The sequence below is a fragment of the Pseudomonas sp. BF-RE-21 genome, assembly GCF_019947305.1.
In the GTDB taxonomy this organism is placed as follows: Bacteria; Pseudomonadota; Gammaproteobacteria; order Pseudomonadales; family Pseudomonadaceae; genus Aquipseudomonas; species Aquipseudomonas migulae.
The window spans coordinates 1-13,151 of the sequence record NZ_JAGYGF010000038.1 but is presented as its reverse complement, the minus strand read 5'-3'; the positions used below and the strand labels follow the sequence as shown (position 1 = coordinate 13,151).

13 protein-coding genes are annotated in these 13,151 nt (G+C 57.3%); 3 read left to right on the top strand and 10 right to left on the bottom strand.

Annotated elements, in window-relative coordinates; genetic code table 11:
- Nucleotides 1-2 precede the first annotated feature (2 nt).
- From KGB25_RS21210 to KGB25_RS21200, 3 genes are read left to right on the top strand one after another with little or no spacing between them, the layout of a single operon-like run.
- The gene (locus tag KGB25_RS21210) at nucleotides 3-416 is read left to right on the top strand and encodes a hypothetical protein (protein ID WP_223436553.1); all 414 of its coding nucleotides are present in this window, start codon (nucleotides 3-5) and stop codon (nucleotides 414-416) included.
- Nucleotides 416-856 carry a VPA1267 family protein gene (locus KGB25_RS21205; protein WP_223436551.1) on the top strand — a complete coding sequence of 147 codons (441 nt, stop codon included), beginning with the start codon at nucleotides 416-418 and terminating at the stop codon, nucleotides 854-856. Before KGB25_RS21210 ends, KGB25_RS21205 begins: the two co-directional genes overlap by 1 nt.
- Nucleotides 853-3,135 (top strand): AAA family ATPase, encoded by a 2,283-nt coding sequence (locus tag KGB25_RS21200; protein ID WP_223436549.1) that lies wholly within the window; start codon nucleotides 853-855, stop codon nucleotides 3,133-3,135. Before KGB25_RS21205 ends, KGB25_RS21200 begins: the two co-directional genes overlap by 4 nt.
- Nucleotides 3,136-3,425: 290 nt before the next feature.
- Here KGB25_RS21200 and KGB25_RS21195 read toward each other — a convergent pair whose 3' ends face one another.
- From KGB25_RS21195 to KGB25_RS21150, 10 genes are all read right to left on the bottom strand, one after another.
- Nucleotides 3,426-3,926 (bottom strand): hypothetical protein, encoded by a 501-nt coding sequence (locus KGB25_RS21195; protein WP_223436547.1) that lies wholly within the window; start codon nucleotides 3,924-3,926, stop codon nucleotides 3,426-3,428.
- 514 nt (nucleotides 3,927-4,440) lie between these two features.
- Nucleotides 4,441-6,645 (bottom strand): OsmC domain/YcaO domain-containing protein, encoded by a 2,205-nt coding sequence (locus KGB25_RS21190; RefSeq protein WP_223436545.1) that lies wholly within the window; start codon nucleotides 6,643-6,645, stop codon nucleotides 4,441-4,443.
- A 156-nt stretch (nucleotides 6,646-6,801) separates the two neighbouring features.
- Entirely contained in the window at nucleotides 6,802-7,959 is a 1,158-nt protein-coding gene (locus KGB25_RS21185; RefSeq protein ID WP_223436543.1) for a glutathionylspermidine synthase family protein, read from the bottom strand.
- Between the two features lie 12 nt (nucleotides 7,960-7,971).
- Complete coding sequence (locus KGB25_RS21180) at nucleotides 7,972-8,685, bottom strand: DUF1190 domain-containing protein (protein ID WP_192228087.1); 714 nt, start codon at nucleotides 8,683-8,685, stop codon at nucleotides 7,972-7,974.
- Between the two features lie 18 nt (nucleotides 8,686-8,703).
- A complete protein-coding gene (locus tag KGB25_RS21175; RefSeq protein WP_008030949.1) occupies nucleotides 8,704-9,132 on the bottom strand; it encodes a DUF350 domain-containing protein in 429 nt (142 codons plus the stop codon).
- 15 nt (nucleotides 9,133-9,147) lie between these two features.
- On the bottom strand, nucleotides 9,148-9,822 hold the full coding sequence (locus tag KGB25_RS21170; protein ID WP_192228086.1) for a DUF2491 family protein: 675 nt from the start codon (nucleotides 9,820-9,822) through the stop codon (nucleotides 9,148-9,150).
- Nucleotides 9,809-10,843: an ion channel gene (locus tag KGB25_RS21165; protein ID WP_008041318.1), complete on the bottom strand. Its 1,035-nt coding sequence runs from the start codon at nucleotides 10,841-10,843 to the stop codon at nucleotides 9,809-9,811. Before KGB25_RS21165 ends, KGB25_RS21170 begins: the two co-directional genes overlap by 14 nt.
- Nucleotides 10,844-10,914: 71 nt before the next feature.
- The gene (locus KGB25_RS21160; protein WP_008041319.1) at nucleotides 10,915-11,478 is read right to left on the bottom strand and encodes a rhomboid family intramembrane serine protease; all 564 of its coding nucleotides are present in this window, start codon (nucleotides 11,476-11,478) and stop codon (nucleotides 10,915-10,917) included.
- A 156-nt stretch (nucleotides 11,479-11,634) separates the two neighbouring features.
- Nucleotides 11,635-12,333, bottom strand: coding sequence for a PspA/IM30 family protein (locus KGB25_RS21155; RefSeq protein WP_223436541.1), 699 nt, complete (start codon nucleotides 12,331-12,333; stop codon nucleotides 11,635-11,637).
- A 25-nt stretch (nucleotides 12,334-12,358) separates the two neighbouring features.
- A complete protein-coding gene (locus KGB25_RS21150; protein WP_085988408.1) occupies nucleotides 12,359-12,940 on the bottom strand; it encodes a YjfI family protein in 582 nt (193 codons plus the stop codon).
- Nucleotides 12,941-13,151: the final 211 nt, after the last annotated feature.

The following is a 13,151-nucleotide window of genomic DNA, read 5'->3' as shown; positions in this document are numbered from 1 at the left end:
GCATGGCCAAGCATCTAAGTACCAAAGATCTCGATCTCATCGTCGGGTTGATCGACAGCTGGGAAGGCAAGCTTGGGTGGGAAGCCCTTTGCGATGCGGTTGGGCCCCTCATTGGGACGCGGCCTACGCGGCAAACATTAAACGCTCACGAACGCATCAAAAATGCGTTCACGCACCAGAAGAACCGGCTGAAGGCCGGGTTTGTATCTACCAAGCGTCCTGCGAGCTTGAGTATCGCTGAGCAGCGAATTCGCCGACTGGAGGCCGAGAACAGCCGTCTGCAGCGTGAAAACAACAAGCTTCTGGAGCGTTTTATTCGCTGGCAGTACAACGCCCATAAATTCAACGTGTCCGCAGAAAAGCTGGATGCAGCATTGCCTATTGTTGACCGTGACTCGTCGGAGGCGGAATCCTGATGGCCAACGGACAACAGATTGCTGAAGAGAACCTTGCGGCTTTCTTCGCCTGGGCGGCCTCCAAGACGGATGTGGACTTCAGAGAGTACGTCCATAACGGCAAGCTGAAGCGCACCGAGATCGCAAAGGAGTGCGGGTTTGGAAAAAGTGCGCTAACACAGAATCCAGCGATTCGTAGTGCACTAGAAAATCTTGAAACCGAGCTCAGGGCCGCAGGCGTATTGCCGCCGCTAGTGGCTTCGCTGCCGGCTGGGCTGAAAGCGGAACCTCCGCTGAGAGATGCCGATGCAAAACAGCGACGTCAGGATGCTCAGCGGCGGAACTCGCTGGAGCAGGAAAACGCGGCGCTGCGTGCAGAGCTTAGTGCTGCCAAGCAGATGCTGGAGCGCCACACGCTCATGAATGAATTCCTCGAAGAAACAGGACGGATGCCGCGATGAATGCCGCCGCGCCCTCACTGATCAGCGTCAGCGTTCGTATTACAAAGATTCGCTCCTCAAACCGGAAGGGGTGCATCGCTTTTGGTCATCGAATGGACATTGTTCGGGGCATCAATGACCGATCGCGCCCGGTTGTCATTCGAGTACCGGATGCGATCGCCAAGCTTTCTGACGTCGCGGTGGGCGCCATCTTTGAAGTTTATGGTGAAGTCAGTACCGTTCTGAGAACTCACGGTGCATATGCAGTCAGTGAGATGACAGTCGATGCCCAGGATATTCGCCTTGTTCGCCCCAGCGGCTCCCAAGTCATTCAGTGGCTGGGTGACAACGTCAAAGGCGTAGGGGAAGTGAAGGGCACGCGATTGTGGGATGCTCTTGGAGAGCGGCTCTACGAGGTGCTGGATTGTGCTGATCATGCTGCAATAGAGCTGATTATCCCGACGAAAGATGTGCGCGAGCGATTGTTCAACCGCTGGGTCGAGGATGGCGATGCGAAGACGCTTCGTTTCGTCCAGAACAAACGAATCCCGCTAGACCTCGCCCGGAAAGCCATACGCTTTCACAAGAAGAACACTATCTCAGCGCTCATCGGCGATCCTTATAGATTGCTCAGCTTTGCCGGTGCCTGGTTGGACGTCGATAAGATCGCCAGGGAGAGTTTTGACGTTCGCCTGGATGACCCGCGTAGGCTTACTGCGGCACTTGAGGAGTCGCTCTATCGTGCCTCCGAAAAAGGGCACACATGCAGCTCGTTAAGTGATCTTCACACAACGATCGCTCAACTGATCAAACCTCATTCCGCTCCGACCGCTGCGTTGGCGAATGCTCTATTGGCAGGCTCTTCGGTCGGACAGTTTGTCTGCCAAGAGCTCGCGAGCTTGGGGACGATGCTGTTCGCTCCGGGCTCTTGGATTATGGAAAAGCGCTGCGCTCAGTTCGTTCGGGATCTGGTCATTACTCCCTCGTTGCAGCCGCAGTTGTTCCCTGTAAGCGTGAGCGAAGTGATCGCAGGCTTTGAGGAAGACGAACGGGCGCATTTGGGGCTTCCGGAATTTGGGTTGAATCAAGCCCAGCGCGATGCCGTTGCTACGTCATTTTCGAAGCGGTTCAGCATTATCACTGGCGGTGCAGGTGTAGGGAAAACCACTGTCCTCAAAGCCCTCTACAAAGCGCTTGATACGACAGGCCGGCCACGTTTTCAAATGGCTCTGTCGGGTCGAGCCACGGCTCGTATGATCGAGGCCACAGGCGAGGAAGCGCGTACGATTGCTGGTTTCTTGGGCAGGGTAAGCGACAAGGAAATGGGGCAGGCGCCAATCATCGTCATCGACGAAGCTTCGATGCTGGACTTGGTGACGTTCTACCGGTTGGTTCAAAAGCTTCCGCCAGAGTCCCAGGTGATCCTCGTGGGTGATCCGTATCAACTGCCACCGATTGGTGCCGGCCTCATTCTGCATGTGCTGTGCGGCATGGCCGGCGTACCAACCACCGAGCTGATCGAAGTCAAACGACAAGCCAAGGATTCAGCGATCCCCTTGGCATCCCGCCAGATTCGAGACGGCCAGCGCCCGGTCTTCAGCTCCAAGGAGTGTGATGACGTTGTATTCCTGGCTTGCTCAGACGAACAGATCATTCCCACCGTAATCAGGCTCTACGAGCAAGATCCCGAGAATACCCAGATTCTCTCGGCAACACGGTCATGCCGCTTCGCAGGCATCGATGCGCTAAATCGAACCTGCCACAACAAGTACGCCGATCACGGCCAGCAGTTGCTGGCTGAGAATCCTGAAACCGGTGAGATCGAGACGACGGGTCTGTGTGTCGGCGATCTCGTGATGTACACAGCAAATGACTGGGCCCGTAATCTTCAGAATGGGTCTCTCGGCAAGCTAGATGAGGTATTCAATGAGCCTCGGTCAGTAGATCTGGGTGATGAAGACAAATCTCGCATCTGCACGGCTCTGGGGATGGCGACTTTTGAGGGTGTAAGGCATTACATCCTGGATACCGACCTCGACTCTCTTGAACTGGCGTATTCCATCACCGTGCACAAGGCTCAGGGTTCACAGTTCAAGCGCGTCATCATTCCTGTGCGCAAGTCCCGCATCCTTGACCGCACATTCGTCTACACCGCTGCTACACGGGCCCAGGTGCAGGTGATCTTCGTTGGTAACATAGAAGCCGTGGAAGAGGCTATCGCGCTGCCTCCAAAGGCCTTCTCGCGGCAGGTAGGATTGCGTGCGCTTTTGGAGGCTGAACTGCTCAGGATCGCGGCTTAGCAGCCCTTTTGGTGGGCAGGTGTTAACCTCTAGAGGCTAACAAATGATTGATATAGTGACGATCAATTGCTAATCTACTGATGAGGGCTCAATAAGAGCATTGCTGTTCGGTATCACGGTGACTATTGACCGACAGTGCGGATTGCAGGGCGCACCACCCTGCGGTAGCGGCAACCAAGTAACAACGGTTGGCTTCCGACCCAGTCTCCAGAAATGGAAGACTAGCTAAGTAAGCGCTGCGACTACCAGCCCTCCTAGTTTTCTAAAAGGCGCCCATTGGGCGCCTTTTTTCATTCTACGTTGCAGATGACGTTGCCCACCAAGGTGCCATGGCCGCGCCGGCTAAGCCGATAGGCTGTCACAACAGAGTAGAACTGGAGCTCCTGATCTTCGTTCACGATCGGTTCCAGAACCACGTAGCCCTTCGAGCTACGCAAAACCGTCACCTTGTAGCCATTCTTGGTCTGATGGAATTCGCAATAGATGGGAGCGCGGTGAATGATGACTGAGGCCACGTAGGCCGCTACCTCATTGATTGTCTTGCATCCCCACTTGGGCAGCTCATGCGCATGCTCATTCCAGATGTGGTTTACCCCATACCCTCTGTTGGGGCCGAAGTGACGGCCTGCGCGCAGGTGAATGTGTCCAGCAGGCAGCGTGGTTCCTTTTGAGATCATCTCGGGCACATAGCCAAAACTCGGGTGCGCAGTCACTGGATGCAGAATGAAGTCGTCTTGATGAAGCTCGGATGTATAAACCGGCGATGTGATTGGGTTATGGGGTTTTGACACGAAGCGCTCCCTGGCAGTGGCGTCATTGTGCCATAGCTCTGACAGGCCCGTGTGTAGGTAGCCGAATCTGCAGATAGAGGTGAGATGGGCTATACCGTTCGTCGGATTTGGGGCGGTGTAGAGCGGCGTTGGGCCTGCCCGCAACGACAAGGTGTTTTGTAAAGTTTTTGATGCGTTTCTTTCTGGATTCTTAGGAAAACTACACAGAAAAAGTTACGGCTAGCGATGGAGATCTCAGGCATTTTGCTTAGACTGCCAATGGTTATTGGCTATTCACTCACTCACTCGGTCAGCGAGTAGGCTTTCTGGTGTTTATAACCGTTCTAGGATATGGCTTAGGCCTTTGTAAGGTTTAGCCTCGAAACCCCCGATCGGTCCTCTGGACTGGTCGGGGGTTTTCTTTTGCACATTAATTTGTAGGAGCCAGCTTGCTGGCGATGGCGTCCATCCAGTCAATAAACAGGTTGACTGAACCTCCGCCATCGCCGGCAAGCCGGCTCCTACAGATTTGCACTCAGCGGGATGACGTGGTTACGTTGGCCCGCGCCGAGTGCAGTTTTTTGTAGCTGTCGATCAGGCGCAGATGCCTGTCGAGCCCCTCCAGTTTCATGCTGGTCGGCGTCAAGCCATGGAAGCGTACGGTCCCGTCCACCGAGCCGATTGCTGCGTCCGTCCGCTCGCTGCCAAACATCCGGCGGAAATTGGCCTCGTAGTCTTCCAGTTCCAGATCTTCGTCCAGCTTCATCTCCAGCACCACATTGACAGCCTGGTAGAACAAACCGCGCTCAACCGTGTTGTCGTTGTACTGCAGGAACATTTCCACTGCTTCTTTCGCCTCTTCAAATTGTTGCAGGGCGAGATAAATCAGCAGCTTCAACTCCAGGATCGTCAACTGACCCCAAGCGGTATTGTCGTCAAATTCGATGCCGATCAAGCTGGTGATGTCGGTGTAGTCGTCCAGCTCACTTTCCACCAGGCGCTCGACCAGCGCTCGCAGTTCTTCTTCGTCCAGGCGATGCAGGTTCAGGATGTCTTCGCGGAAGAACAGCGCTTTGTTGGTGTTATCCCAGATCAGATCGTCTACCGGATAAATTTCCGAATAGTCCGGCACCAGGATGCGGCAGGCCGTCGCGCCGATATGCTCGTAGACCGCCATGTACACTTCCTTGCCCATGCCTTCGAGAATGCCGAACAAGGTCGCGGCTTCCTCGGTATTCGAGTTTTCACCCTGGCCGGAGAAGTCCCACTCCACGAATTCGTAATCCGACTTCGAACTGAAGAAGCGCCACGACACAACGCCGCTCGAGTCGATGAAGTGCTCGACGAAGTTGTTCGGCTCGGTCACCGCATGACCTTCAAACGTCGGCTGGGGCAGGTCGTTGAGGCCTTCGAAGCTGCGGCCTTGCAGCAACTCGGTGAGGCTGCGCTCCAGTGCCACTTCAAGGCTTGGGTGCGCGCCGAACGAGGCGAACACACCGCCGGTACGCGGGTTCATCAACGTGACGCACATCACCGGGAATTCACCGCCCAGGGACGCATCCTTCACCAACACCGGGAAACCCTGTTCTTCCAGCGCCTGAATGCCGGCGAGGATCCCTGGGTACTTCGCCAGCACGTGGGCCGGCACATCCGGCAGTGCAAATTCACCTTCGATGATTTCGCGTTTTACCGCGCGCTCGAAGATCTCCGACAGGCACTGCACCTGCGCTTCGGCCAGCGTGTTGCCGGCACTCATGCCGTTGCTCAGGTACAGGTTTTCAATCAGGTTGGACGGGAAATACACCACCTCGCCGTCCGACTGGCGCACGTACGGCAGCGAGCAGATACCGCGCTCTTCATTGCCCGAGTTGGTGTCGATCAGATGGGAGCCGCGCAATTCGCCGTCGCGGTTGTAAATCTTCAGGCAGTACTCGTCGAGAATCTCGGTCGGCAGCGCGTCTTTGCGGCCAGGCTTGAACCAGCGCTCGTCCGGATAATGCACAAATTCCGCGTTGGCGATGTCTTCGCCCCAGAACTGGTCGTTGTAGAAGAAGTTGCAGTTGAGCCGCTCGATAAACTCGCCCAGCGCCGACGCCAGTGCGCTTTCCTTGGTCGCACCCTTGCCGTTGGTGAAGCACATCGGCGAGTGCGCATCGCGGATATGCAGCGACCACACATTGGGCACGATATTGCGCCACGAGGCGATTTCAATCTTCATGCCCAGGTCCGCCAGAATGGCCGACATGTTGGCGATGGTTTGTTCCAGCGGCAGATCCTTACCCGCAATGTAAGTGCTCGCCTCTGAACTGGAAGCAGGCATCAACAGCGCCTGGGCATCGGCGTCGAGGTTTTCCACTTCTTCGATCACAAACTCAGGCCCGGCCTGCACCACTTTTTTCACGGTGCAACGGTCGATGGAACGCAGGATGCCCTGGCGGTCCTTGTCGGAGATGTCCGCGGGCAACTCGACCTGGATCTTGAAGATCTGGTTGTAGCGGTTTTCCGGGTCAACAATGTTGTTCTGCGACAGGCGGATGTTATCCGTGGGGATATTGCGTGTGCTGCAGTACAACTTCACGAAATACGCCGCACACAACGCCGACGAAGCCAGGAAGTAGTCGAACGGACCCGGTGCCGAGCCATCGCCCTTGTAGCGGATTGGTTGATCGGCCACCACCGTGAAGTCGTCGAACTTGGCTTCAAGCCGAAGGTTGTCGAGAAAGTTGACCTTGATTTCCATGGGGGGGTACCAGAATAACGGGCTAGACGATTTGGCCGCCATTATCCGGCTTTTCAGCGGTAAGTCTTGTGGTTGTCGGGTCCCTGATCGGGTTTACACCTGTTTCACCCCGACGCCCGATGCATGGCAACGGGCTTTTTCACTGACGGTAAATGTTCAGTCGAGTATCAGGTGCGGCAAGAATCGGCTGGAATCCTTGGTAATCAGGCTGTTGTCCTCGCGCACACCGATGCCCGCCGCTTGATCGCCGATCACCCAGGAACCGATCAGCGTGTAGCTATCGCCAAACTTCGGCAGCGGCGCGAACTCCTGAAGGATAAACGGCGCGTCCGTGTAGGGCCCATCCTCTTTCACGATCAGACCGTCCGCTGTTTGCAGCTCGATGTTGGCGCCTTCCCGCGAGAAGAATGGCTTGCGCACCCAGCCCTTGGGCACCGCTTTGTTCGGGTCGGTATCCAGGTGGGCGGCGAGCAGGTTCGGATGACCTTTGTTGAACTCCCATAGCAGCGGCAGGATGCCTTTGTTGGAAATGATGGATTTCCAGGCTGGTTCGAAAAACTGCGTATCGCTCTGGGCAATCGCTGCACCAAAGGGCTCGTGGAAGATGAACTCCCAGGCGTGCAGTTTGAACAGGTGAGGAATCCAGCGATCTTCAAGATCGACGAAACGTCCGTCACTGGTGAGGCCAATGTCTTCGATGTCGATGTGGCGGGATTCGATGCCGACTTTTTCCGCAACCAGCCGCAGGTAATCGGTGGTGCCCTTGTCCTCGACCGAATCTTTCATCGAGGCGAAATAGAAGGGCTGCGTGATCTGCAGTTGAGCAAAGGCCTGATGCAGCTTGGTGTCGATGCTGTTGAACTGGTCGGCGTTCTTGGGCAACAAACCGCGCTCAATGCACTGCTCCAGCCAGCCCCACTGGAACGCCGCCGCTTCGTAGAGGCTGGTCGGCGTGTCGTAGTTGAGCTCCAGCAGCTTGGCCGGGCCGTTGCCGTTGTAGGAAAAGTCCATGCGCCCGTACAGATGCGGATGACCTTCGAACCATGACGTACGAACCAGGTCGTAGAACGGTGTCGGAATACTCAGGCGTTCCAGCAACTCCTCGCTCTGCACCACGCGAGCCACCAGGTCCATGCACATCTCATGGATCTCGGTGGTCGGGTCTTCGAGATCGTTCTCGATCTGTTTGAGCGTGAACTGATAGTACGCGCTCTCGTCCCAATAGGGTTCGTCGTCGATGGTGTGGAACAGAAAGCCGAGGCTTTCAGCGGTCTGTTTCCAGTCATGACGCTCTGCGCAGAGGATTTTCTTCATGGCCCTGTTTCCTTAACTGCTCGACCCGCCGCCGCCCCAGCCGCTGCGCGCACTGGCTTTGCTGCCGAAGCCGCCACGGGAAGTGGACGAGGCAACGGACACCGGTTTGCTGGCGGAACGAATCGAGTCGGCGTAGTTGCTGCTGCCGTATCGCGCCTGATTGGATTTGGTAAAGGTCGAACCTTTCGAAATCCGCTGGCCGAGTGTCGAAGACGAATAGCTGCCACGGTCATCGCGGTAGCGGTACACCGGCTCCGAATAGTAGCTGTTGCGGTTGTTGCTCAACATGTTGCCGATCAGCAGGCCGGTCAGCAGGCTGGTGCCGGAGAACCCCGAACCGCCACTGTTCGCTTCCGAGGCAGGCAATTGCGCTTTGGCGGCGTCCACCTGGGATTGCGTCACCTCGCCATTGGCGGTCAGTTCGAAGCCGCCAAGTTTGGGGATGAACTTGCCGGCGGAATCTTGCTGGCACCAGTCGGCGACGAAGTCGGCTTCGCAATCGGCCTGGTTGTCGTACACCGGTGCAATGCGTCGATGTTCGGCCATGGCGGTCATGAAGGCGTCCGAGCAGACGTCCACCGGAAGTTTTTCATCGGCGCATTGCTGCACGGACTGGAAGTTGTACTTTTTCTGCATCGAGTAGGTTTTTTCCGTCGGCCCGCAGCCCGAAATCGCCATCGCGACCGAGGCTGCCAGCGACAGCTGAACGTACTTGCTTCGTTTCATCGGGAGCTCCGTGCGCGATCAGTTCGAGGAAGGGGTCATGCAGGCGGCGTTCAACATGCCGACGCTGATGGCCACGGCTGCCACGTAGATGCCGGCGGCGATTTCACCTTTCTTGATGCGCTCGGAGGTGCCCTTGAGCACCAGGCTGGTCATCAGGAACGCCAACAATTGCACGAACGCGGCGATGACTGCCCAGACCACGAAGTCGAGGAGGCTGACCGAGTAGGCGATCACGTTGCTGGCCGGAATCGCGAAACCGATGACCGCACCGCCCAGGGCGATTGCAGCCGCGACGTTGCCCGAACGGATCAGCTCGAATTCCTTGTGCGGGGTGATGCGGGTGTAGATGAACTGGAACAGCGCGAACAGCACGGCGGCGCCGAGGATGTACGCAACAAACCCGAGCACGGCGGCTTTGTTCAGGGAGACGGAGAGCGCTTCTAGCATGGGGTTTCTTCCTTTTTAAAAAGTGTTCAGGTCGGTGGTGTACAGCGAAATGCCCAGCGAAGTGCTCAAGCTGATCGTGCCTTCGGCGTCTTCTTCGACAGAAAACAGCAGGAATTCGCGGCGGTCGGTCAGGCCGGTTTCGCGGGCGTACAGCATCGAACGGTGCTCGACGCTGTAGGACTCATCCGGGTTTTTCAGCTGTTCGCTCAACGCCACCAATTCAGTCTGGCCATTCTCGGTGCCCCATTCGCGGGTGTATTCGACGCCGTTGTGGGTGTAGGTCGGCAGCCCGATCAGGCTATTCGGGCCGGCCAGACGACGCAGCTCCGCTTCGCTGCTGATGGTGATGTAGCTGAGGTAGTTGAACAGGATCACCGACTCGACCTGGCCGGCGATGTCGCCGGTGGTGTGCACTTGCAGCCAGTAGTCTTCGTCGTTCATGTAGTAGCGCGACAGCCAGGTCGACTGCCCGAGGTCAATGGTGCCGTTGCTCCAGATCTGCTGCGAGCCGGGAATGGCCACGGCAGTTTTTTCGTCGAGCAACAATTGCAGCGTGCTGTCGAACATCACGCCTTTGCCCAGTGCCAGACCCAGCGGGCCGGCGGCCGGTTGGGTTTCGCTGGCGGTCCATTTCGATTCTGAATTCGCGTTCGGGGCCTCAAGCCCCAACAACTGTTTAAACCATCCCATTGGAGATTTCCTTGAGGCGAGTGGAGGCGATGTAGAAGAGCTCGCCGCCCTCGACGCGTGTGGCGCCAGGCGGGTTGATCGATGGTTGTCGGGCGCCCTTGGCGCGGTAGCCGATGAGGGTGGCGTTGTGACGTTCTTTCATCTGCGTGTACAGATCGCCGAAGGTCGCGTTAAACGTATCGGGCAGTTTCATCAGGTATTGGGTCGCGCCCTGGCCCACGCACAGCAATTCGTTGATGACCACGGACGAGCCGGGGTCCTGGGACGCGCGCACAAGCATCTCGATGGCCATGCTTGATGTGCATTCCAGGCTGGGGGCGTAGGCGCTGGCGAGCGAGGCGATTTCACTGTCATTGAAGTGGGCGACCACATGCCCGACAGGCTTCAGTTGATTGACCGCCAGCACGGTGGCCAGGGTCAGGTCGTCTGAGTGGGTTCGCACCAGAACGCGTTCGGCACCGGGAACGCCAGCACGCAGTAGCAGCGCCACCGAGGACAGGCTTTCGCCCTTGATGAAGGACGCCTGTCCGGGCATGGGGTTTTCTTCAAGGGTGCAATCGCAAATGACGATCAGGTTGTCGTTGGAGGTTTCATCCTGAAGCAACAACTCAACGACCCGTTCGCTGGACGCACCTTCCCAGCCGATGAGCACCGTATGCCCGACATTGCCGGTGTAGTCACCTTTGCCCTTCATGCTTTTTCTCCATACATCGATAACGCTGCTGGTGGTTTTGCCGATGGCTGCCGTCAGCAGCGCAATGCCGCCGAGCATGACCCAGGTGGCCACGAAAATGCGCCCCGCCGATGTCTGTGGCGCGAGATCGCCATAGCCTACGGTAAGCGTGGTAGTGAGATAGAAGTAGGTAAACGTGGCGGGGGCGGTGAGGTGCTGTTCGCCCAGCAACACCAGGCCCAGATACGCCGTGGTCAGGTGCACGGCCAAGGCGATGACCAGTCCCGCCCAACCGAATCGGTGGAAGAGGGACGAGGCATACATGCGCAATAAAAGGAAAATCGACATTTCGTCCCTGACTCCGTGGGTACTCATTCCTGGCGACGTTATCGCCTCGGCGTCTGAATGCTCAAGTGCGGTTAACCGGCGGCATTAAACCTGCTGCGCGGCGCAGAGAAAAGTACCTTGGCTGCAATAAATCCGGCGAGCGCCCCAAAGAGATGTCCTTCGAAGGACACACCCTGACGCGGAAGGAAGCCAAAGACCAGGCCGCCATAGAGCAGCGCCACGACGCTGGCCGTGATCAGGTTGCCCCAGCTGCGGTGAAACCAGGCGCGGGACAGGAGGTAGGCCCACAGCCCGAATACCCAGCCGCTGGCGCCAATGTGCACGCCGGAAAACCCGAACAGCCAGACCAGTGCGCCGCCCAGCAGAATGATGATCGCGCTGACGGCCAGGAACCGGTTGAGCCCATCGACAATGACCAGGGTGCCCAGAATCAGGAAGGGAATCAGGTTGGCGCTGAGGTGCGCAAAGGACGCGTGTAAAAAAGGCGAGGTGATGATGCCGACCAGCCCGTGGGCTGTTCTCGGAACCAGGCCGAATGCCACAAGGCTGTAGCCGGTCGCAACGTTGAGCAGTTGCAGCGCCACCATGAAAATGGCGAGGCTGGCGATTGTCTTGAAACCCTTCAGGGCATCCATCCTTGACCTCGATTCAACGAAAAACTGAAACGCATATCCAATGTGGGAGCGAGCCTGCTCGCGAAGAGGGAGTGTCAGTCAACATTAATGTCGCCTGACAAACCGTAATCGCTAGCAGGCTAGCTCCCACAGGTTATGCATCTGCGACTGAGTGGGTTACTCAGCCGATTTCTGCTTCAGGCGCTCCAGGATCGCGTTGGCGCTGCCCGCGTCCGGCGTGATGCCGGCTTCGCGCAGTTTGCGCTCCAGGTCGGTGCCAGTCGATTGATCGGCCAGTTGGTCCTGGGCTTCCAGTTCAGCGGCGCGTTGCTGCTGCTTGGCTTGCAAGCGGTTCAGCGTGCCGACTGCGGTTTCCAGTTTGCCGTTGGCGCCGCCGCTGGCGATGGACGCGCTGACCTGGGCTTTCTGTACGCTTTCGCGGGCCTTGGCCATGTCCACTTGCTGACGCAAGCTCTTGATGCGGCTTTCAGCCTTGGTGATGTCTTTGCGCATGTTGTCCGCATAACCGCCGAATTCGGTGGCCTGCTTCTGCTCGACATCCAGCTCGTTGGTCAGGGTCGAAATGGCTTCGGCCACTTCCAGTGCCAGGTCTTCGCGGTTGGCCTGAATGGCGGCCAGCGCCTTGGATTCCAGGTCCTTGATCTTGGCGTTGTACTCGCTGACGCGATCAGCGGACAGTTTGTGCTTGGCCATGATTGTGACCAGCTCACGCTTGGCGTTGGCCAGCGCGCTGTCGGCATCGCGAATTTCCTGGTCGAGGATGCGCAGGGCCTGTTGGTCGACGATCGATTCGCCGACTTCATTGGCACCGCCACGCAGTGCGGTGAACAATTTGCTCCAGATGGACTGAGTCATTGGATTTTCCCTGATTCCCGAATAATTAATTGAAAAAACGTTCGAAGGCTTCGCTGGCGCGCTGCACGTTGTCGACGAGGGTTTTGACCTCGGTCACGACGTTGGTCAGGCTCGAGTCGGAGCTGAGCGCGCCAAACATGTTGTAAACGACCTGCCCGTTGGGCATGGACTCGATGCCGATCGACGACAGCGGGAACATTTCCCGGCTGCGCAGCACGGCATCATTGAAGGCCGGCACGTCCTTGATCGACTCGACGTCGACCAGCACGGTATCGACGATGATCTGGTCGCCCACTACCGCGATGTAAATCGGCAAGCCACCGAAGTCGTTCATTTCCAGCTTGATGCTGGATTCGGAGCCTTGGACGAGGGAGAGGGTGATGTCGTTCGAGACCACTTCGTCCAGGGCTTGAAGGGCGCTGTAGAGGCGATCGATGTTCCAGTTGTTACCTGCGCTCATGTAATTCTCCGACATGAATGAGCCAGCCAGGATCGGTTGGCGTAGCTGTTTCTCCATCTGCTTGAGCAGGCTTCGGTTTTCGGGAAGCACCCAAGTCTCGTGTTTTACATAACCGGCGGCACCCAGGCCCGCGCGCATCTGCTTCATGTAGAAGCTCGATGGTTTTTTCGCGGACGGTTTCGAGCGCTCTCCCTTGCGGCTTGCTGAATCGTTCACAGACCCGGAAGGCGGATCTGATGGAGAGCTGCTGTTCATGGTGCTGACCTCGTTGTGAAAAACTCACGCGTGAGAAACACTACAGGCAATTTTTGCTGGGCTCAATAGCTCACGCGTGAGATTTTTTTATGGGGGGTGGGGG